Raw genomic sequence first — 20,130 nt, 5'->3', positions numbered from 1 at the left:
TGCCACGAAGGGCTGTCACAGACCGAACGCGCCTCCAGAGACCAGGATGACGACACCAAGGCCGATCAGCACCAGCGGGAGCAGCACGCTTTCCCACCGCGCGAGGATCTCGGCGACCCGGCGCCGGGTAGCGACGAACCGAGCAACGAAAACCAGGGCACCGACCAGGATGAGGAACACCACGCAGTAGGCGATCATCGCTTGGCCGCTGATGCTGACGAACACCGGCACGTAGACGCCGATGTTGTCGCCGCCGTTGGCGAAGGTCACGCCCGCGACGCCGAGGACACCGATCCGGCTACCGCTGCCCGCCCCCGCATTGTCGTCGTCATCGTCATCGTCATCGCGGCCCCGCCAGGCCGACCACGCCGCCCGCAGTCCCAGCAGCAGCGGGACCAGACCGAAGTACGGGATCGCGGACACCGGCAAGAACGCACCGGCGCCGAGGGCGATGAGCACGGCCACGGCCAGGATGCCCGCGAACCCGAGGTACTGGCCCGCGGTGATCTTGACGGTGGTGCCTCGCTGCCCGGCGCCGCGGGCGAAGAACAGCGAGATCACGATGATGTCGTCGATATTGGTGGCCACGAACAGGCCGATGGCTTGCAGGACCGAAGACAGCATCACCGCTGACCTCCTGCGAGGGTCGGGTCGAACCGGTCGGCGCAGTCGGTCGAGCAGAACCACCACCTCTGGCCGCCGGCGGTCATTCGGTGCGCTGGCGCGGTCGCCGGGTCGACGCGTACCCCGCACACTGGGTCGGCCGGATGCGGTGATGCCGCGAGATCGAGGGTGTGCAGCGGTATCGGGGTGCTGATGTTGCGCAGGTTGCGTGCCCCGATCGCGGTGGCGGTCAGGCCGGCACCGGTGGTGGCGGGCAGGATCGGGTCGGTGATCACGGCGTGGCCGGCGCCGGCGAGGGCGGTGATGCGGGCGGCGACGTTGACGGCGTGCCCGAACAGGTCACCGTCGCGGACGACCGCACGGCCGTAGTGGATCCCGGCGCGCAGGGCGAGGAATCCGTCTTGGCCGGCGGCCGCGTCGGCGAGGGCGGTGATCGTGGCGAGCATCGCCTCCGGGGTGTCGGCGGTGAGCATCACCGCATCACCGATGGTCTTGACCAGCCGGGTGCCCGGCTGCAGCGCCTGGCGGGCCTGGGCGGCCAACCGGATGGCCTGTTCCGCGGCTTCCTGGTCGCCGCACATCTCAGTGAGCACGCTGTATCCGGCGAGGTCGACGAACGCCACCGCCACCTCACACCGCTCGAGCCCGGCCAGCTCATCCGAAAGCGGGCCGTGGTGATGACCGTGCGGTTGTGGCGTGGTCATCGGCCACCGGTACGGCGGGCACGGAACCGGGTGATGATCGGGTTTTCGCGGACGGTGATGTCGGCCAGGGGCAGGGAAGTCAGGTGGGGGTGGAGTTCGCCGCGGGTGATGAACCGGTGCGGTGCCCCTTCGAGGTGGTGCAGCAGCCGCGCCGGGGCGCTGCCGAGCAGGTCGTATCCGACCAGCATTCCGCCGGGCGTGAGCACCCGGGCGGCCTCGGCGAGTGCGCGTTCCCAGTCGACGACGTGGTGCAACATGATGAACGAGACGACGGTGTCGAAGCTGCCGTCGTCGAACGGCAGGGCGGTGGCGTCCGCGACCTGGGCGTGGGCGCGATTGCCGAACCGCTGGAGCCGGTCAGCGGCGGCGGCGACCATCACGGGGTCGAAGTCGGTGACCGTCACCTCCACGTCGCCGGGGCTGGCGGTGAGGATCTGTGCGGCCATCGCACCACCCCCGCCACCGATTTCGAGGACCCGCCCGCAGGGGCGCACGCCCTGCAGCGCCCACGGCAGCCCCCACCTGCCGGTCGCCGCTTCCCACGGGGTGCTGCGGCAGAACCAGGATTCGATCGTCGACATCGACGGCATACCAACAGCTCCCACCATGCTCGCCCGACCGCAGCGCCGACGGGGAATTCTTCGTGATGATTCGATTACACCACAGAATCCCGCTATCATCGCCGTATGACGATGAATGAGTGTTCAGTGGCGACCGGAACGGACCTCGATCCCGCGGTGGCGTTGTTCCACAGCCTCTCCGACGGCACCCGCCTGGCGATCGCGACCCGCCTCGCCCACGGCGGCGAAGCCCGGGTGGCCGACCTGATGGCCGAATTGGGCCTGGCGCAGTCGACCGTCTCGGCGCACGTAGCGTGCCTGCGGGACTGCGGGCTCGTCGAAGGCCGCCCGGAAGGCCGGCAGGTCTTCTACAGCCTGGCCCGGCCGGAGTTGATGGACCTACTCGCAGCGGCGGAAACCCTCCTGAAGGCGACCGGCAACGCCGTCGCGCTGTGCCCGAACTACGGCACCGACACCGCCGCACCGTGCTGCGGAAGCGACGCCGCGGCCGGGACCGAGGGAGCTTCGGCGGCGAAGGCGGTGCGGCGATGAGCGACGCATGCGGCTGCGGCCACGACGAACCCGCCGGTGAGGAAGAGCAGGCCCCGGAGCACTGGTGGCAGGTGCGGGAGCTGCAGGCCGCCGCGGCGGCCGCAGTGTTCCTGCTCGCCGCGTACATCGTCGGCTGGACCGGCGGCCCCGAACCGATAGCCCTCGCCTTGGAGTGGGCGGCGCTGCTGATCGGGGCGTGGACGTTCGTGCCCTCCACGTTGCGCCGGTTGGCGAAGGGCAAGATCGGCGTCGGCACCCTGATGACGATCGCCGCGGTCGGCGCGGTGATCCTCGGCGAGGTCGGCGAAGCGGCGATGCTCGCCGTCCTGTTCTCCATCAGCGAAGGCCTCGAGGAGTACGCGGTCTCCCGCACCCGCCGCGGCCTCCGCGCCCTGCTGAACCTGGTCCCGGACACCGCAACAGTCCTGCGCGACGGCACCCCGACCGTCGTCTCCCCGACGGACCTGGCCGTCGGGGATCTGATGCTGGTCAAACCCGGCGAGCGGATCGCCACCGACGGCACCATCACCGAAGGCCGGACCGCCCTGGACGTTTCCGCGATCACCGGCGAATCGGTGCCCGTCGAAGCCGGACCCGGCACGCAGGTCTACGCCGGGTCGATCAACGGCACCGGCGCCCTGACCGTGCAGGTCACCACCACCGCGGAGAACAACTCGCTGGCCAAGATCGTGCAGATCGTCGAGGCCGAACAGTCCCGCAAGGGCGACGCGCAACGCCTCGCCGACACGATCGCCAAACCCCTGGTGCCGGCGATCATGATCTTCGCCGCCGCCATCGCCGTCCTCGGATCCCTGCTAGGTGACCCCGCCACCTGGGTCGAGCGGGCACTGGTCGTGCTCGTCGCTGCCTCCCCGTGCGCGCTGGCGATCTCCGTGCCGGTGACCGTGGTTGCCGCGATCGGCGCCGCCAGCAAGATCGGCGTCCTCGTCAAAGGCGGAGCCGCACTCGAAGCCCTCGGCCGGGTCCGCACCGTCGCCCTCGACAAGACCGGCACCCTGACCGCGAACCGGCCCACCGTCGTCGACATCGCCACCACCGACACCGCTCCTGCCAACGCCGCGAGCAACCTGAGCGGCGACCGCTCTCCGGGCCAGGAGCGGGTGCTCGCCGTCGCAGCGGCGCTGGAAGCACACAGCGAACACCCGCTGGCCCGCGCGATCCTCGCCGCCCACGGCCAGACCACCGCCGCGGTCGATGTGCAGGCCGTTCCCGGGGCCGGCCTGACCGGACTCGTCGACGGCCGCCCCGCCCGCTTGGGGCGTCCCGGCTGGATCGAACCCGGCCTCCTCGCCGAGCGGGTCGCGGCGATGCAGGACGGCGGCGCCACCGCCGTCCTCGTCGAACACGACGGCCAGGTCATCGGGGCGGTCGCCGTCCGCGACGAACTGCGCCCCGAAGCCGGCGAAGTGATCGCCCATCTGCACCGCAGCGGCGCCACCGTCGCGATGCTCACCGGCGACAACACCGCCACCGCCACCGCGCTGGCGCGCATCGCCGGCATCGACGACGTGCACGCCGACCTGCGCCCCGAGGACAAGGCCCGCATCATCAGCGAGCTCCGCCAGGGTTCGTTCACCGCGATGGTCGGCGACGGCGTCAACGACGCCCCCGCCCTGGCCACCGCCGACCTCGGCATAGCCATGGGCGCCATGGGCTCCGACGTCGCGATCGAAACCGCTGACGTCGCCCTCATGGGCGAAGACCTCCGCACCCTGCCCCAAGCGCTCGATCACGCCCGCCGAGCCCGCACCATCATGCTGCAGAACGTCGGCCTGTCCCTCGGGTTGATCGCGATCCTCATCCCCCTCGCGTTGTTCGGGATCCTCGGCCTCGCCGCCGTCGTCGCCGTCCACGAACTCGCCGAGATCGTCGTCATCGCCAACGGTGTGCGCGCCGGTCGAGTCACTGCATTGCCGCCCGCCGGCGTCGCGTCCGCGGCGCAGCGGGCGCCGCAGCCGGCGTGAACCGTGGTTGCAGCACCAGTGCCTCTCAGATGTCACAGGTCGCCGCTGGCGTCCTCGCTGGCACCACCGCTGTGGTTCATGACAACATGCGCGGGTGAGTATGCCTGATCCGCCGGTGGCGCCTCCCTCGGTGCTGGGGATGCTCGGATGGAATCTGCCGACGGTGCCGCTTCTCCCCGTCCTCGCGGTGATCGCGGCCGCGGTGTACTTGCTGGGCGTCCGGAGGGTACGCGCCGCCAGCCGGGCGTGGCCGCCGGATCGGGTGGTGAGCTTCCTACTCGGCTGCCTGGTGCTGGCCGCGGTCACGGGCCTGCAGATCGAGGCCTACTCGTGGTACTTGTTCAGTGCGTTCATGTTCCAGCAGTTGACTTTGTCGATTCTGGTCCCGCCGCTGTTGGTCGGTGGCGCCCCGGGACTGCTACTGCTCCGCGCGACCCCCCATCACGGCCTGGGGAAGGTGGTGCTCGGCGTCGCGCTGGGCACGCTCCGCAGCCGGCTCCCGCGGATCATGCTGCACTCGGTGTTCACCATCCCGCTGTTCCTGATGAGCTACTACGGCGTGTATCTCACCGGGCTGCTTGACGCGGTCGGCCGCAGTTGGCTTGGCCACACCGGGCTCCAGTTGTTCTTTTTGGGCGCTGGGATCCTGTTCGTGTTGCCGATCATGTCGGTGGGGCCGCTGCCCGGTCGCGATTCCTGGCTGATGCGCTTCTTCGACATCTTCATCGAGATGCCGTTGCACGTGTTCATCGGCGTGATCTTGATGATGTCCGCGACGCCGATGGTCGCGATGTTCGCGTTCCCTCCGCCAGGTTGGGGAATCGATCCCATCAAGGACCAATCGGTCGCGGGTGCACTCGCCTGGTCCTACGGCGAACCGGTGGCCATGGTCACCATCTGCATCTTTGCGCTCCGGTGGCGCCGGGCCGAGCGCCGCGATTCGGAACGGGCCGGGGCGGACCGTCGGGAGGAGGACGAGACGGCCGCGTACAACGCCTACCTCGAGGACCTGCGCCGCCGCCAGTAACACCCGGCACGGGCCCTGCTGCCCGACCGTCCTCGCGCGGAGCCTCGGGGGGCCGACGGGGTTCGTACCGTGCGGCGAGATAGGGCTCCGCGGTACGCACGCCGCACGAATTTGTCACGTTTTTTCGACCTGATTAGGATGTTCGTATGCCAAGGTGTGAGCGAGGGCTCCCGACGAGAACACACGAAGACGGGAGGCCCGCGTGACCCGGACTACGAAGGTGTCCATCGCGTTGATCACGGTGTTCGTGATCGGTGTGGCCGCCGCATTATGGGTCAACGCTCGCGGCGATGGTACCGCTGCGGCGTCGACTCAGGCCGATCCTGCTGCGGCCGCCGTCGTACGACCGGACAGTCGGCGTCTTTCCTCCGCACCCGACGGCAAGGCCACGTTCGTCGAGTTCCTGGATTTCGAGTGCGAAGCCTGCGGCGCTGCCTTCCCTGCCATCGAGCGTCTGCGCGCCCAATACGGTGATCGGGTCACCTTCGTGGTCCGCTACTTCCCCATTCCGTCGCACTTCAACGCGCAACGGGCGGCGCTCGCTGTCGAATCCGCGGCCAGGCAGGGACGTTTCGAACAGATGTACACCAAGATGTACCAAACCCAGAAGCAGTGGGGCGAGCAACGCACCCCCATGGATGACCTGTTCCGGACCTTCGCCGCCGACCTCGGTCTCGACCTCGCACGGTACGACCGCGACTACACCGACCCGAGCACCGCCGCCCGCATCCAGGCGGACGTCGACGACGGCAAAGCTCTCGGCGTGCAAGGCACCCCGACTTTTTTCGTCAACGGTCGGCAGTTGACCCCGAACACCTACGAAGACCTCACCCGCGCCCTCGATGACGCTCTCCGCTGACCAACGCCCCGCGCCGGCCCGCGCCGCGGCACCGACGCCCGCCCGCGTGTTTCCCCGGGTACTGCCCTGGCTGCTGGTCCTCGGCGGCATGGCCGGAACCCTGGCCTCCCTGGTCCTGACAGTGGAAAAGTTCGAACTCGCCGCTGACGCGAACTACGTTCCCTCGTGCAGCGTGAACCCGGTCGTCAACTGCGGCTCGGTGATGACGACACCGCAGGCCGCGGTCTTCGGGTTCCCGAACTCGCTGATCGGTATCGTCGGCTTCGCCGTCATCAGCACCATTGGGGCAGCGCTCCTCGCGGGCGCACAGTTTCATCGGTGGTTCTGGATCGGCATGCAGATCGGGGTCAGCACGGCTGCGATCTTCGTGCACTGGTTCCTCGTGCAGAGCCTGTACTCGATCAACGCTCTCTGCCCATACTGCATGATCGTGTGGGCCGTCACCATTGCCCTGTTCTGGTACGTCACCCTGACTAATCTCGTTCAGTTCGCCCCCAGGCAACGAGGGAAGGCCCTCAACGGCATCCTGGTCTACCACTCGGTACCACCGACAATCTGGATGCTCACCGTCATCGCCCTGATCACCGAACGATTCTGGTGGTACTGGTCCACCCTGCTCCGCTGAGCGGAACCGAAGCCGAACCCGCGGGACACCGGCATACCCCGACCTGCCACCCGGTGCTCCCCGCTGGGAGGAAGCCGACGATCATCACTGGCGAATCGCCGCCGTGGCACCGATCGGTGGCACGGCGGCGCGAGTTCGTGCACCGCGCCGTGTAATCGTTATTGGGATACGGGTTCACGTATGCATCGATTCGACGAATAAGAACCACCTCATCACGGCCGAGAGATCGAAAGCAGCAACGAAGATACGGGCCCCGCAGGTACTTCTGTACGAATCGAGAGGGCCGGCGAACAGAACGAGGAGTTGCGGGGCTGATGCGTGACGACGAGTTGGGCGGACGAGCAATGCGGCGCGCTGATGCGGCGCACTGATGCGGCGCACTGGGCGCCGGATACCACGGGCCGCGCAGCCCTGTCGACCGCGCCCACAGCCGGTCTGATGGCGAGAGCAACCCAGTAACATATGTGCATGAGTATTCCTGTTGCGGAGTTACGGCTCCGCCGCTGCCTACCGGGGTGCGGGGGCGCTGTGACGCCGCCCAGCTGGCGAGTCGATCACCTCGGCACGCGTCGTATGGGGCGCCGGGCAGTCCTCCTGGCGGCCGCGGCTGCGGTGCCGGTCATCGTTGCCGGCTGCACCGTCGACGGCGGGACACGCGCCGGGGACGGCGCCGCAGGCCCCTCGGACGGCAAGCCGTCCGGTAGCCCTTCGCCCGCGCCCGCCCAGGTGCTCGTCACCCCCAACGACGGCGCGGAGAACGTGAGCCCTCTCGCACCGGTGTCGGTGTCGATCACCACCGGGACGTTGGCGTCGGTCACGCTCACCGACGCGAACGGTGTCGCGGTCGAGGGCACCGTCGCAACGGACATGCTGTCCTGGAAGCCGACGAAGCCCTTGGCCTACAACGACGTATACACGCTGGTGGTCAAGTACGAGACGCTCGGACTCCCGCGCGAGCAGACCACCACCTTCACCACCGTCACGCCGGTGAACAAGACCCTGCCGTACTTCGAGAACACGGGCGGGCTCTCCCTGAACGACGGTGCCGTGTACGGGGTCGGGCAGGTCGCGGTGGTGCACTTCGACGAGCCGATCACCGACCGGGCCGCCGCGCAGAAGCTGCTCACGGTGACCACCACCCCGCCCGTCACCGGCGCCTGGATGTGGACCACGGACAAGACGGTGGCCTGGCGACCGCGCGAGTACTACCCCGCCGGCACCAAGGTCGCGATAGAGGCCAACGTGTTCGGCAAGGAGGTCAGCCCCGGCCTGTGGGGCGAGAAGGACGTGTCGATCGCGTTCAGCATCGGCGAATCACACGTCTCGATCGCCGACGACGCCACCAAGCAGGTCCAGGTGTTCGTGAACGGCCAGATGGTGCGGTCCATGCCCACGTCGATGGGCCAGGGCGGCACCGAAGTGGTCAACGGCACCACCCTGCACTTCTGGACGCAGCGCGGCGTGTACACGGTGCTCGACAAGGCGAACCCCGTGGTCATGGACTCGTCCACCTACGGTCTGCCGATCAACTCGCGGCTCGGCTACAAGCAGACCATCGGCTGGGCCACCCGGATCAGCAACGACGGCATCTACCTGCACGCCCTCGACAATCTCGATGCGCAGGGCGTGCGCAACGAATCGCACGGCTGCCTCAACCTCAGCCCCGCCAACGCGCAGTGGTTCTTCGAACTCTCGCAGCCGGGAGATGTGGTGGAGGTCCGCAACACCGGCGGCCCCGCGCTCGAGCAGTGGCAGAACGGCGACTGGTCGGTGCCCTGGGCCGCCTGGGTCGCCGGCGGGGCGACGTCCACCGGCCGCTAGCGCCACCGACCGAAGCAGCGAGTTCGGCAGCTGCGCACCGCCCGGCCCGACGTGCTGGTACCGCCGTGGCGACGACCCAACCGGACCGGTCCCGGCCGATGAATCAGACGGCGACGCGCGGGACCGCCGAGCTCGTGAACGGTCACGAACGTCCCCTGTAAGAGCGCGCCCAAACGCCAGAACCGGTGAACGGATCCTCGCTGGGTGATGCGAGTACCCCACCAGGCTTCGCACAGTTGAATTCAATTGTTCGGTGTGCCAAACTCCCAGTTATGGGTGAACCGAACCGCCGTGTCCTGCTAGGGAGCGCCCTGGCGGGGACTGCCGGCCTTGCGCTCACCGGGCGGGCTGTGCTGAACCCGTCACCGGCGCAATCACAGGTGCCGGCCCCGAGTGGGCACGGCGGCGCTCACGGCGGCGCCGCCGGTCCGACATTCCGGATCGGGCAGACCGTCGATCACGCCGCCAACGGGTTCAATCCGACCCAAGTGCTGCGCGATTTCGACTACGGCACCACGACCCGGCTGCCCGGCGGACGGACGGTGCGTGAGTGGGAGATCTACGCCAGCGACGAAGACCTGGAAGTTGCTCCGAGTGTCCGCTTCCCGGCGTGGACGCTCAACTCCCGCATTCCCGGCCCGACTCTGCGCTGCACGGAAGGTGAGCTGCTCAGGATCCGCTTTCGCAATGGCTCCGAGCATCCCCATACGTTGCACTTCCACGGCATCCATACCGCCGAGATGGACGGTGTTGCCGGTCTCGGTGCGGGAATCATCAAGCCAGGTCAATCGACCACCTACGAGTTCGATGCGACTCCGTTCGGTTTGCATCTATTCCACTGTCACGTCGGCCCGTTGGCCGAGCACATCGCGCGCGGAATGTACGGGACCTTCATTGTCGACCCGCCCCAGCCGCGTCCCCTCGCAGACGAGATGGTGATGGTCATGCACGGGTACAACACGACCTTCGACGGAGAAAGTAATCAGCTGTACGCGGTCAACGGGATCCCGTTCCACTACATGCACGAACCGGTCCGGGTGAAACGGAACGAGCTGATCAGGATCTATCTGGTCAACGTGCTCGAATACGACCCGATCAACAGCTTCCACGTGCACGGCAACTTCTTTGATTACTACCCCACTGGAACTCGGCTACAGCCCTCGGAGTTCACCGACACGATCGTGCAAGGCCAAGGCCAGCGCGGCATCTGCGAACTGCGGTTTCCGCACCCGGGCAAGTACATGTTTCACGCTCACAAAAGCGAGTTCGCCGAGCTGGGCTGGATGGGCTTCTTCGAGGTGAGCGAGTGATGACCAGGTCTAAGCCCCGCAGGCCGGCATGGGCCCTCGGTCTGGGCACCGGCCTGCTGCTGATCCTCGCGCTCGCCGGGCTCGCGTTCGTCGGTGGCCGCAGCCTGCCCGACCGGGCGGGGCCGCCGGCGGAGAAGGTCGGCGTCGAACGCGTCGTCCTCCGACCCGGGTCGATCGAGCTGAACATCCGCAACACCGGGGCGGATCCGATCCGGATCGGACAGGTATTCGTCAACGACACCTACGTCGACTTCACCGGACCGGCCGACCCGATCGGACGATTGCGGTCCGCTCGGCTGCGACTGGACTACCCCTGGCAGGACGGGCAGCCATACAAGGTCTCGATGCTCACCTCCACCGGGCTGGTGATCGAACACGACATCGCCGCCGCGGTGAAGACCCCACAGGCAGACGCATCGTTCTTCGGGCTGATGGCACTGCTCGGCACCTATGTGGGCATCATTCCCGTGGTGCTCGGCATGTTGTTCCTGCCGTTCCTGCGCACCATCGGCGGGCACGCGGTGCGGGTGCTTCTCGGTTTCACCGTCGGACTGTTGGCGTTCCTCGCATGGGAGGGAATCAGCGAAGGCTTCGAGCTGGCGGGAACCTCCGGTAGTCCATTCGGCGGCGCAGAGCTCGTCGTACTCGGTGCTTCATTGGCCTTCTTGACGCTAACGGTGATCGATCACCGGCTGCGTCGCGACCGCGGGGAGCAGGCCGCCGACAGTGCCCGGACCAGCAACCTGCGGTTGGCGCTGATGATCTCGATCGGCATCGGCTTGCACAACCTCGGCGAGGGCCTCGCCATCGGATCAGCCTACGCGGTAGGCGAACTCGCACTCGGCACCTTCCTGGTCATCGGATTCACCATCCAGAACACGACCGAAGGTCTGGCAGTCGTCGCACCGCTCACCGAGCGACGCCCACCAGTGCCCCGACTCCTCGGACTGGGCCTGATCGCCGGGGCTCCCGCCATCGTCGGCGCGGTGATCGGCGCCGGCAGCAACAACCCCGAACTATCGGCCTTGTTGCTCGGTGTCGGTGTCGGCGCCATCATCCAGGTGATCGTGCAGATCGCACCGAGCCTGCGCGACCCCGGCGCGACCTCGGTCAGCAGCCCGACGCTGACCGGCATCGGGGCGGGCCTGCTGACGATGTACGCGACAGGCCTCCTGATCGCATGAGCACCGACTCCACCGCAGCGGTGAGCCGCAGAGCCGCGATCGTGGGCAGCTGCACAGCTGGTGCGATCCTCGCCACCGGGTGCGCCCGAGGAGCGGCCGACGACGAACAACGACCGGTACGCCTGCCGGCCGAGCGGATCGACCTCGGAGGCGCCACCGCTTTCCCCGGACTCCAGATCGTCGTCACCCAACCCCGCGCCGGGGTCTACAAGGCCTACTCCGCGGTCTGCACCCACCAGGGATGCAGTGTCACCGAGATCAGTGGCAGCGTCATGAAATGCCCGTGCCACGGAAGTAGATTCAACCTCTCCGACGGATCGGTTGCCACCGGCCCCGCGCGGGAACCGCTGACCGAGCTCACCGTCACCCTCGAAGGCGACACCATCACGGTGCAGCGCCGCTGAGCACCACCCGCTGAGTACCGCGGCATTGCCGCCCGGGACGCCGCCAGATGTCCTGCGTGATGGACGGGCAATCGGCTACTGGAGCCTGCGGCCGCCACCGTGTTGGGACCGCGCTGGGTAGTGGGACCGCGCCGGCGGAGACCGCTGGTTGGGCGCTCACCGGTGCCGCCGTGCATGCATGAGGCACCAGCGCGAACGCCGGTACTGCGGCTGCCGCGTCAGCCCCGGAGCCGCCTGATCCTTCCCCGGCCCGCGGCTCCTGATCTTCACCCGAAACATTATATTGCTATGTATGCATGGGTCGCTTACGCTGATCCTATGAGCGCAGAACACGACCACGACTCCGGCCATTCGGCGCGCTGGGAGATCGGCTTCGCCATCGCCTCGGGCGTGACCTATGTCAGCGGCATGATCGCCGAGTACGCGCTGGATCAGCCGTCCGTCGCCACCGTCCTCTTCCTCGCCACCTACTTCTTCGGCGGGTACTTCACCATCCGTTCTGCCATCCACTCGACCCTCAACGGCAAGTTCGAGGTCGATTTCCTGATGCTGGTCGCCGCGATCGGCGCTGCCTCCATCGGTCGCTTCGCTGAGGGCGCGGTCCTGCTGTTCCTATTTAGCCTCGGTCACGCGCTGGAGGAGTACGCTCTGGCGCGCGCCTCCAAGTCGATCGAGGCCCTCGCCGAGCTCGCGCCCCGCACCACGCTGGTGCACACCGGCGGACCGTCGAACCTGTCCGGCGAGTTCGCCGAGAAGTCGGTCGATGACCTCGACGTCGGTGATCTGGTGTTGATCCGGCCCAACTCGCGCGTCAGCGCGGACGGCTTCGTCGTCGACGGCCGCTCGGCGATCGACCAAAGCGCCGTGACCGGCGAGTCGATACCGGTCGAGAAGGAGCCGGTGCGCAGCCCCGCCGCCGCAGCGGCCCGTCCCACCAGCGTCCCCGCCGAACACCGCGTGTTCGCGGGCACCGTCAACGGCTCCGGCGCCCTCGTCGTGCAGGCGACCGCGCTGGCCAAGGACTCCACACTGAGCAAGGTGGTCGAGCTGGTCGCCTCCACCGACCAGGCCAAATCGCCCACCCAGCGTTTCCTCGACACGTTCCAGCGGATCTACGTTCCCGCCGTGATCGCCTTCGTGATCGGCGTGTTCGCGGTGGGCTACTTCGCCCTGGGCGACCCGTTCGCCGACGCCTTCTACCTCGCGATGGCCGTCCTGGTCGCTGCAAGCCCGTGCGCCCTGGCGCTGGCCACCCCGTCGGCGGTGCTCGCCGGAGTCGCCCGCGCGGCCCGGGCGGGTGTGCTGATCAAGGGCGGTGCGCCGCTGGAGACGCTGGGCCGGGTCACCTCGATCGCGTTCGACAAGACCGGCACCCTGACCTGGGGCGCACCGCAGGTCACCGACACCGTCGCCGCCCCCGGCATGGCGCTCGACGAGCTACTCGCGACCACCCTGGCCGTCGAGAAGCTCTCGGACCACCCCCTCGCGGCGGCCGTCACCGACGGCGTCGCGGGCCGCACGACGACGCAGCTCACCGCCACCGATCTGCAGTCCGTGACCGGCCGCGGCGTGCGCGCGCGGATCGACGGCGAGCCGGTGGAGATCGGCAACGCCCGGCTGTTCACCGACGCCGGCACCGCCCTCGACGATGTCGCCGCCGATATCGAGCGGCTGCAGGCCGGTGGCCGCACCCTGATGATCGTGCGGCGCGGCGGCCGCTTCCTCGGTGTGATCGGCGTGATGGACACACCCCGCCGGGAGGCCGGGCAGGTGCTCGAACGGCTCCGCGAGTCCGGCATGACCGACATCGTGATGATTTCCGGCGATCACCAGCAGGTCGCCGAGGCCGTGGGCCGCGAGGTCGGCGTCGACCGGGCCCTCGGCGGGCTGCTCCCCGAGGACAAGGTCACGCAGATCCGCGGCATGTCGGGCAGCAAAGACCAGCCCGCAGGTGGTCGACGGTGCGCGATGGTCGGCGACGGCGTCAACGACGCCCCGGCGATGGCGCAGGCCGACGTCGGGATCGCCATGGGCGCCGCCGGTTCCGCGGTCGCACTCGAGACCGCAGACGTGGCGCTGATGAGCGACGACCTCGGCCGGCTGCCGTTCGCGGTGCGCCTGAGCCGACAGACCAGCCGGATCATCCGGCAGAACCTGATCGCTTCGCTGGGCATCGTCGTCTTCCTCATCGTCGTCACCTTCATGGGCCTGCCGATGGGGCCGGTGGTGTTCATCCATGAGGGCTCTACGCTGATCGTCGTGGCCAACGCGCTGCGCCTACTTCGCTTCGACATCGGTCAGGAGCATGCGGGCGTGGAACACGAGACGCGCCCGCAGAAGGTGCCCGCAGCGGCCTGACCGGCTGCACTCGAGAGTGTGTGTTTCGTGACTAGATGCCGCGCGGCAAGCGTCTTCGTAGCCTGGTGCGCGGCGCCGCGATGGTGAGTGCGCGGCGCCGCGCCGGCGTGCCGTCAGGCCGGGGTGAGGGTGTGTGCCTCAACGACCGCCGAGTCCGTCACGCGCAGTACCCGCCCCGATGCGATATCGAAGAACAGGCCGATCACGTCGACGTCCGTGCGTCCGGCGATCAGCGGATGGGTGCGGAGCGCCTCGACCTGGACCGCGACGTTCACCAGCGACAACTGGTCCACGGGCCCGAATCCGGCGGCGGCCGCCGCCCTGCGGACCGGATGGTCTGCCTCGAACGCCGCGACGGAGGGGCCTGTGTGGTCGATCCACCGCTCGATGGCCGGCGACACCGGGGGCCGATGCAGCGCCGCGCCCATCGCGCCGCAGGACGAGTGTCCGCAGATGATGACTTGCGCAACCGCAAGCTCTTCGACGGCGAAAGACAGCGCAGCCTCCAGCGATCCGTCGACCTGAGCCGCGGGCACCAGGTTGCCGACATTGCGCACCGTGAACAGGTCACCGGGGCCGCTTCCGGTGATGACGTTGGGCACCACCCGCGAATCAGCGCAGCTGAGGAACAGTGCCTCGGGTCGCTGTCCGCCGCTGAGCTCGTCGAAATCGTTGCCGAGCAACGGCGCATGTCGCCGGTGGTAGCGCGCGATACCGTCGGCGAGGCCGCCGCGGGCGTGCGCTCGCCAGGGCAGCAGGCCGCGCTCGGCGGGCCGCTCGGTGGTGCGCTGCGGGGTCCGGGTGCCGGCGGCGTGGAGGGCCGCGATCCCCAGGTCGTCGATCGTGACAGTGCCGCCCTCGGCCCGGTAGCGACGGGCCCACTCGGTGATCTCCTCGGCGGAAGCGTGGTCGAGGAAGTCGACGGTCAGCTCGACGGCGACGTCGGCGCCCGGTGGCACTGACGTCAGTACCCGGGACAGTCGCGGCAGGGAGAAGAAGCTGAGCGAGCCGTCGATGGCGACGTGCCAGCGTCCGTTGCTGTCCGGCGTGGCATCGATCGAGGCGCGCGCCACCCGCCAGAGCACGAGCGCGATGGCCACGACAAGACCTGCGAGGACACCCTCGAGCAGGTTGAGGAACAACACGCCGGCGATGGTGACGCCGTACACCGTGAGATCACCGGTGCGGTGCGCGGTGCGGATGTGCGCCGTCTTGACCAGCTGGACGCCGATCACGATGAGCAGGCCCGCGAGCGCGGACGTGGGAATCTTCTCGACGAGGCCGGACAGCGCCACCGAGAACACCAGCAGCCACACGCCGTGCATCACCGCGGACCAGCGGGTCCGAGCGCCCGCGGCGACATTGGTGGCACTGCGCACGATGACACCGGTCACCGGCAGGCCGCCCAGCAGCCCCGACAGCGAGTTCGCGGCGCCCTGGCCGATCAGCTCGCGATCGAGGTTGGACTTCGGACCGTCGTGCATCTTGTCGACCGCGACGGCCGAGAGCAGGCTCTCGACACTGGCGATCAACGCGACGGTGAGCACGCCCAGGCCGACGGCGGCCCACTGGCCGGTCGGCAGGGCGGGCAGGCCGATCGCATCGATGATGGAGCCGTTCAACCGGATCCGCTCCACGCTCATCGGCACCACGAGCGAGAGGACGGTAGCCGCCACGATCGCCACCAGGGCGCTGGGCACACGGCGCCACGCCTGCGGCAGCTTCGGCCACAGCAGCATCACGGCGATCACCAGGGCGCCCACGGCGAAGTCCGGCGGATGCATCGCACCGATCCGGGCGGGGAGATCGACGAGGTTCTGCAGCACCGAGCTGCGCGACGCGCCGCCGAGCAGCACGTGCATCTGCTGGATCACGATGGTCACGCCAATACCGGCGAGCATCGCGTGCACCACGACCGGCGAGATCGCCAGAGCCGCCCGGGCGATCCGACTCATCCCGAGCGCGATCTGCACCAAGCCCGCCGCCAGCGTGATCGCCGCGGTCACCTTCCACCCGAACTTCGCGATCAACTCCGCCACCACCACGGTCAGTCCCGCGGCGGGCCCGCTGACCAACAGGGGGGACCCGCCCATCAGGCCGGCGACGATGCCGCCGACCACCCCCGCGATCAGACCGGCCATGAGCGGAGCGCCCGACGCGAGCGCGATGCCCAACGACAGCGGCAGCGCCACCAGGAACACGACGATGGACGCGGGAGCATCGGAACGCATTATCTCTGTTAGTTTCTCCTGCACGACTCCACTGTGGACACCAGCTGTGTCGGCGCCACAGCTGCGTTGTGAAGGTTCTGTGAAAGTCCGGCAATCACAAGGAGATCCTGCTCACAGTGCGGGCAGGGTCATCGCGAACGTCGCACCGTGACCTGCTCCTTCGGACTCCACCCACAAATGGCCACCGTGCGCGGTGACGATCGCTTTACTGATCGTCAGGCCCACGCCGCTGCCACCGTGCTCGCGATCGCGCGCGACATCGGTGCGGTAGAACCGTTCGAAGATCCACGGCAAATGCTCGGCGTCGATACCGTCGCCGTGGTCGGCGACAGCGATACGCACCCGCCGCTGCGGAACCCTCACCGCGAAGATCTCGACCAGGCCGCCGGCGGGACTGTGCCGCAGAGCATTCGTCAGCAGATTCGCCAACACTTGATCGAGTCGTTGACGATCACCGTGCACTTGCATCCTTTCGGAGCCGACCACGACCCGCAGTTCGACCCCGTCATGGGTGTACGCCGTCCACGCCGCTCTCGCCGCCGACCTCACCAAGTCCGACACGTCGACGATCGAGGGCTTGAGGTCAAGGCGCCCCTCCTCGGCGTGCGATACCGACAGCACGTCGTCAGTGAGCCGCGCCAACCGCGTCGTCTGCTCACGCAGCATCGTCAATGTCACCTCATCCGGCGGGACCACACCGTCCTGAATAGCTTCGAGATAGCCATCGAGAACACTGACGGGAGTGCGGATCTCGTGCGCCAGGTCAGCGAGAAGACGCCGCTGAGAACGGTCAGTGGACTCCAACCTGCTGGCCATCTCGTTGAACGCGCCGACCAGCTGATCGGCCCCCGGCCCCAGCGAAACGGGCGCCACACGAACTCCTGGCCGTCCGTCGGCCACCTGCTGCACCGCGCCAGCCAGACGCTCGACCGATCGGTTGACCCGCCGCGCGATGAGCACGCTCGCCGTCGCCGAAGCGATCACAGCACAGCCGAATCCCAGGATCACCGCGAGCACATTGACCGAGGTCACCGACGTCCGCCCCAGAATAAGAGGCCAGACTGCGAAGTCGACGACCGCCGTCACCGCAAGGGTGCTCAGCGAGACCGCGATGAGCAACCCGCCCATCCGGCCACCGATCCCGACATCGCGCAGCACCCTCACCCGGGACCCATCCGATAGCCCAGACCCCGGACGGTGCGGACATACTTCGGGTCGGCAGCGTCGTCGCCGAGCTTGCGGCGCACACGACCCACATGCACATCGATCAAGCGTTCCCCACCGCCCCAGCCACCTCCCCCTACCGCGTCGATGAGTTGCGCACGGGAGAACGCGATATTGGGGCTGCGGGCCAGGACCGCGAGCACCGCGAACTCGGTGGCGGTGAGCTCGACGACCCGCTCGCCGACCCGAACCTCGCGCCCCAGCAGATCCACCGACAAGTCGCCAAACCGGCGAGCCGACCCGGTGCCGTGGGACATACCACGGGGGCGACGCAACATCGCCCGGACCCGAGCGACCACCTCACGCTGACTGAAGGGTTTGACCAGGTAGTCATCGGCACCGACGGACAACCCAACCACCTTGTCGACCTCGTCTCCACGGGCCGTGAGCATCAGGACGTAGGCGTCACTGAAGCCACGGACCGCCCGGCAAACCTCGATGCCGTCCATCCGCGGCAGCCCGATATCCAACACGATCACCACCGGGTCGAGCTCACGGACCAGCCGCAGCCCCTCCTCGCCATCCGCGCCCACCGTGACGACGAACCCCTCACGCACGAGGTAGTCGCGCACCAAACGGGCGAGCGCCGGTTCATCCTCGATCACCAGGATGGTGTCAGCAGTCATACCATGCATAGTAATATGCGCATGTTCCCATTCTTGTCATCCTGAAGCGGCCCGTACCGCTACCCAGCCTTGATCCCACCCCGGGGCTGCGCCGGTCGGTTTTGCCGCCCTGCGAGCGTGATCAGATCGGCATCACCGTGTTGGAGACGAAGAGGCGGCGAACCAGGTCGACGAACACAGCCCAATAGCCGGTGACCAGCGCAACTCCTACGAGCACCATGAGAACTCCACCGAACACCTGAATACGACGCGAATTGCGGCTGAGCCACCCGACGGCGCGAACCGCCACCGTCGAGCCCAGGGCCAGGATCACGAACGGCAGACCCAGCCCGGCGCAGTAGGCGACGATCAACACCGCGCCGCGCACCGGGTCCGCATCGGCGCCCACTACGATCGAGAGGATCCCGGCCAGCGTGGGACCGATACACGGCGCCCACCCCAGCGCGAACACCCCGCCCAGCAGCGGAGCCCCGGCGAGGGTGGTCCATTGCCTCGGCGCCACGCGTACCTCGCGCTCGAGTATCGGCACCAGGCCGATGAACGCCAGGCCCATGACGATGGTCACCACACCGCCGATGCGCATCAACACCTCGGAGTTGAGGCGAATGGAGCTGGCCAACCCGAAGACGGACATCGTCATCAAAAGGAACACCGCGGTGAAGCCGGCCACGAACAGTGCCGCGGCACCCATCACCCGCCACCGACCGGCACGGGCCCCCGCCTTCGCCTCCTCAACGGTGGCCGCAGGCGCCTCGGCGCCGACCAGCCCTGCGAGGTACGACAGGTACCCGGGGACGAGAGGCACGATGCACGGCGAGGCGAACGAGACCAAGCCCGCGAGCGCGCACGCGGCGAGCGCGACCAGCAGCGGTCCCGAGACGGCCGCATTCGCGAATGCCTCTCCCATCACCGCTCCACGAGGATCTTATCGATGGCCGCGGTGAGATCCTTCGCGGTGGCGGTGGTGAGGAAGCTCGCGGCCACCCGACGCTGCCGGTCCAGCACGAAGGTCATCGGCACTACCGTGGTCGGGTATTGCTCGCCGATCGCGAGCAGCGTCTTACCCGGAGGATCGTAGATCGACGGGTAGCTCAGCCTATTATTCAGGATGAAATCGCGGGCGGCAGCGTCACCGGCGGTCTCGCGGACGTCGATGCCGAGGAACCCCACACCTTTGGACTGGGTGGCGCGATAGACCTTCTCCAATTCGGGTGCCTCGACTCGACACGGCGCGCACCACGACCCCCACACGTTGGTCACCACCACCTTGCCCCGGAAATCCGAGAGGGACAAGGTCACGCTCGGGTCAGTCACGCTGCGTCCCGCGAGGTCACCCACCACGCTCCGCTGAGCCGGAACGTAGAACTGGTTGAGCTTGCCGCCGGGGGCGATAACCCCACCCTTGGGCGCCTGGTCGCTGTACTGGACACAACCACCCAACACGAGAACGCCCGCCAGAATCGCAGCAAGCGCCCACCCCGATCCCTCACGCGCAGCACTCCTGCGGGGAAGGTCGACCGAGGCTGATCTACGAGCCCAGGCCAAGCCTGCGGGCCCAGCACAGGCCCTACCAGGTACCAGTCGGCGATACGATGCGCAATCTGATGTCGCAAGAACCTGGGCAGCGCGCCATCGCACACCCACCATCGTCCGCCCCTTCCTTCATCCGGGACCGCCCAACTAGGCATCTACTACACACGATAGTAGGCGGAGCCGTGGAGTCAGGTGCCGTTGCTGTCTATTCCGCCGGAGGGGTAGCGATCCCGATTGGACAACTGGAGCGCGTCCTCGACGCTTGACAACCCGCCACCGCCATCCGCCTTGGTACCGGCCTGGGTCATCTGGGTCAACACCATCCAGCCCGATAAGACCGATCCTGCGCAACACGCGGGAAACGTAACATCTGTCGCGACTCATGTGTGACACATGTCGCGACTCATCACATAGTGGAGGCTAGGGGATTCGATATCTCTAGGAGCCTCCTGACTGTCCACGACGTGGCTGACGGGTCTCATCGTGGCTGTTGTGGCCCTGTG

18 protein-coding genes are annotated in these 20,130 nt (G+C 68.0%); 10 read left to right on the top strand and 8 right to left on the bottom strand.

Annotated elements, in window-relative coordinates; translation table 11 throughout:
• Positions 1 to 15: 15 nt before the first annotated feature.
• The 3 genes from ACLQ3K_RS24495 to ACLQ3K_RS24485 are packed head-to-tail and all read right to left on the bottom strand — an operon-like array spanning position 16 to position 1,909.
• Complete coding sequence (locus ACLQ3K_RS24495) at positions 16 to 627, bottom strand: cadmium resistance transporter (RefSeq protein ID WP_426002018.1); 612 nt, start codon at positions 625 to 627, stop codon at positions 16 to 18.
• On the bottom strand, positions 624 to 1,328 hold the full coding sequence (locus ACLQ3K_RS24490; RefSeq protein WP_426002017.1) for an adenylate/guanylate cyclase domain-containing protein: 705 nt from the start codon (positions 1,326 to 1,328) through the stop codon (positions 624 to 626). Before ACLQ3K_RS24490 ends, ACLQ3K_RS24495 begins: the two co-directional genes overlap by 4 nt.
• Positions 1,325 to 1,909 carry a class I SAM-dependent methyltransferase gene (locus tag ACLQ3K_RS24485; protein WP_426002016.1) on the bottom strand — a complete coding sequence of 195 codons (585 nt, stop codon included), beginning with the start codon at positions 1,907 to 1,909 and terminating at the stop codon, positions 1,325 to 1,327. Before ACLQ3K_RS24485 ends, ACLQ3K_RS24490 begins: the two co-directional genes overlap by 4 nt.
• A gap of 105 nt (positions 1,910 to 2,014) precedes the next feature.
• Here ACLQ3K_RS24485 and ACLQ3K_RS24480 point away from each other — a divergent pair, with 105 nt between their 5' ends.
• The 10 genes from ACLQ3K_RS24480 (at position 2,015) to ACLQ3K_RS24435 (ending at position 14,013) form a co-directional block, all read left to right on the top strand.
• A complete protein-coding gene (locus ACLQ3K_RS24480) occupies positions 2,015 to 2,440 on the top strand; it encodes an ArsR/SmtB family transcription factor (RefSeq protein WP_426002015.1) in 426 nt (141 codons plus the stop codon).
• The gene (locus ACLQ3K_RS24475; protein ID WP_426002014.1) at positions 2,437 to 4,425 is read left to right on the top strand and encodes a heavy metal translocating P-type ATPase; all 1,989 of its coding nucleotides are present in this window, start codon (positions 2,437 to 2,439) and stop codon (positions 4,423 to 4,425) included. Before ACLQ3K_RS24480 ends, ACLQ3K_RS24475 begins: the two co-directional genes overlap by 4 nt.
• Positions 4,426 to 4,525: 100 nt before the next feature.
• Entirely contained in the window at positions 4,526 to 5,452 is a 927-nt protein-coding gene (locus ACLQ3K_RS24470) for a cytochrome c oxidase assembly protein (protein ID WP_426002096.1), read from the top strand.
• 202 nt (positions 5,453 to 5,654) lie between these two features.
• Entirely contained in the window at positions 5,655 to 6,311 is a 657-nt protein-coding gene (locus tag ACLQ3K_RS24465) for a DsbA family protein (protein WP_426002013.1), read from the top strand.
• A gap of 88 nt (positions 6,312 to 6,399) precedes the next feature.
• Positions 6,400 to 6,936, top strand: a complete 537-nt coding sequence (locus ACLQ3K_RS24460; RefSeq protein WP_426002012.1) for a vitamin K epoxide reductase family protein — start codon at positions 6,400 to 6,402, stop codon at positions 6,934 to 6,936.
• Positions 6,937 to 7,509: 573 nt separating this feature from the next.
• On the top strand, positions 7,510 to 8,757 hold the full coding sequence (locus ACLQ3K_RS24455; RefSeq protein ID WP_426002095.1) for an Ig-like domain-containing protein: 1,248 nt from the start codon (positions 7,510 to 7,512) through the stop codon (positions 8,755 to 8,757).
• A 272-nt stretch (positions 8,758 to 9,029) separates the two neighbouring features.
• Positions 9,030 to 10,067 (top strand): multicopper oxidase domain-containing protein, encoded by a 1,038-nt coding sequence (locus tag ACLQ3K_RS24450; protein WP_426002011.1) that lies wholly within the window; start codon positions 9,030 to 9,032, stop codon positions 10,065 to 10,067.
• Positions 10,067 to 11,251: a ZIP family metal transporter gene (locus ACLQ3K_RS24445; protein ID WP_426002010.1), complete on the top strand. Its 1,185-nt coding sequence runs from the start codon at positions 10,067 to 10,069 to the stop codon at positions 11,249 to 11,251. The genes ACLQ3K_RS24450 and ACLQ3K_RS24445 overlap by 1 nt, the downstream gene beginning before the upstream one ends.
• The gene (locus ACLQ3K_RS24440) at positions 11,248 to 11,655 is read left to right on the top strand and encodes a Rieske (2Fe-2S) protein (protein WP_426002009.1); all 408 of its coding nucleotides are present in this window, start codon (positions 11,248 to 11,250) and stop codon (positions 11,653 to 11,655) included. Before ACLQ3K_RS24445 ends, ACLQ3K_RS24440 begins: the two co-directional genes overlap by 4 nt.
• Positions 11,656 to 11,973: 318 nt before the next feature.
• On the top strand, positions 11,974 to 14,013 hold the full coding sequence (locus ACLQ3K_RS24435; protein WP_426002008.1) for a heavy metal translocating P-type ATPase: 2,040 nt from the start codon (positions 11,974 to 11,976) through the stop codon (positions 14,011 to 14,013).
• 113 nt (positions 14,014 to 14,126) lie between these two features.
• Here the strand turns inward: ACLQ3K_RS24435 and ACLQ3K_RS24430 are convergent, their stop codons facing one another.
• The 5 genes from ACLQ3K_RS24430 to ACLQ3K_RS24410 all read right to left on the bottom strand — a co-directional run bounded on the left by ACLQ3K_RS24430 (position 14,127) and on the right by ACLQ3K_RS24410 (position 19,432).
• Positions 14,127 to 16,244 (bottom strand): SulP family inorganic anion transporter, encoded by a 2,118-nt coding sequence (locus ACLQ3K_RS24430; protein WP_426002007.1) that lies wholly within the window; start codon positions 16,242 to 16,244, stop codon positions 14,127 to 14,129.
• A 111-nt stretch (positions 16,245 to 16,355) separates the two neighbouring features.
• The gene (locus tag ACLQ3K_RS24425; RefSeq protein ID WP_426002006.1) at positions 16,356 to 17,408 is read right to left on the bottom strand and encodes a sensor histidine kinase; all 1,053 of its coding nucleotides are present in this window, start codon (positions 17,406 to 17,408) and stop codon (positions 16,356 to 16,358) included.
• Positions 17,405 to 18,094 carry a response regulator transcription factor gene (locus ACLQ3K_RS24420; protein ID WP_426002005.1) on the bottom strand — a complete coding sequence of 230 codons (690 nt, stop codon included), beginning with the start codon at positions 18,092 to 18,094 and terminating at the stop codon, positions 17,405 to 17,407. Before ACLQ3K_RS24420 ends, ACLQ3K_RS24425 begins: the two co-directional genes overlap by 4 nt.
• Before the next feature lie 121 nt (positions 18,095 to 18,215).
• Entirely contained in the window at positions 18,216 to 19,001 is a 786-nt protein-coding gene (locus ACLQ3K_RS24415; protein ID WP_426002004.1) for a cytochrome c biogenesis CcdA family protein, read from the bottom strand.
• A complete protein-coding gene (locus ACLQ3K_RS24410) occupies positions 19,001 to 19,432 on the bottom strand; it encodes a TlpA family protein disulfide reductase (RefSeq protein ID WP_426002003.1) in 432 nt (143 codons plus the stop codon). The genes ACLQ3K_RS24415 and ACLQ3K_RS24410 overlap by 1 nt, the downstream gene beginning before the upstream one ends.
• Positions 19,433 to 20,130: the final 698 nt, after the last annotated feature.

The sequence above is a fragment of the Tsukamurella sp. DT100 genome (assembly GCF_049844855.1).
Taxonomy (GTDB): domain Bacteria; phylum Actinomycetota; class Actinomycetes; order Mycobacteriales; family Mycobacteriaceae; genus Tsukamurella.
The sequence above is the reverse complement of the archived record's forward strand: the minus strand, read 5'-3'. Positions and strand labels throughout refer to the sequence as shown.

Coding starts and splice junctions, on each gene's coding strand:
- ACLQ3K_RS24490 (WP_426002017.1), bottom strand. CDS start 1,328: ATGACCACGCCACAACCGCACGGTCATCACCACGGCCCGCTTTCGGAT.
- ACLQ3K_RS24485 (WP_426002016.1), bottom strand. CDS start 1,909: ATGTCGACGATCGAATCCTGGTTCTGCCGCAGCACCCCGTGGGAAGCG.
- ACLQ3K_RS24480 (WP_426002015.1), top strand. CDS start 2,015: ATGACGATGAATGAGTGTTCAGTGGCGACCGGAACGGACCTCGATCCC.
- ACLQ3K_RS24475 (WP_426002014.1), top strand. CDS start 2,437: ATGAGCGACGCATGCGGCTGCGGCCACGACGAACCCGCCGGTGAGGAA.
- ACLQ3K_RS24470 (WP_426002096.1), top strand. CDS start 4,526: ATGCCTGATCCGCCGGTGGCGCCTCCCTCGGTGCTGGGGATGCTCGGA.
- ACLQ3K_RS24460 (WP_426002012.1), top strand. CDS start 6,400: ATGGCCGGAACCCTGGCCTCCCTGGTCCTGACAGTGGAAAAGTTCGAA.
- ACLQ3K_RS24455 (WP_426002095.1), top strand. CDS start 7,510: ATGGGGCGCCGGGCAGTCCTCCTGGCGGCCGCGGCTGCGGTGCCGGTC.
- ACLQ3K_RS24450 (WP_426002011.1), top strand. CDS start 9,030: ATGGGTGAACCGAACCGCCGTGTCCTGCTAGGGAGCGCCCTGGCGGGG.
- ACLQ3K_RS24445 (WP_426002010.1), top strand. CDS start 10,067: ATGACCAGGTCTAAGCCCCGCAGGCCGGCATGGGCCCTCGGTCTGGGC.
- ACLQ3K_RS24440 (WP_426002009.1), top strand. CDS start 11,248: ATGAGCACCGACTCCACCGCAGCGGTGAGCCGCAGAGCCGCGATCGTG.
- ACLQ3K_RS24435 (WP_426002008.1), top strand. CDS start 11,974: ATGAGCGCAGAACACGACCACGACTCCGGCCATTCGGCGCGCTGGGAG.
- ACLQ3K_RS24430 (WP_426002007.1), bottom strand. CDS start 16,244: ATGCGTTCCGATGCTCCCGCGTCCATCGTCGTGTTCCTGGTGGCGCTG.
- ACLQ3K_RS24420 (WP_426002005.1), bottom strand. CDS start 18,094: ATGACTGCTGACACCATCCTGGTGATCGAGGATGAACCGGCGCTCGCC.
- ACLQ3K_RS24415 (WP_426002004.1), bottom strand. CDS start 19,001: ATGGGAGAGGCATTCGCGAATGCGGCCGTCTCGGGACCGCTGCTGGTC.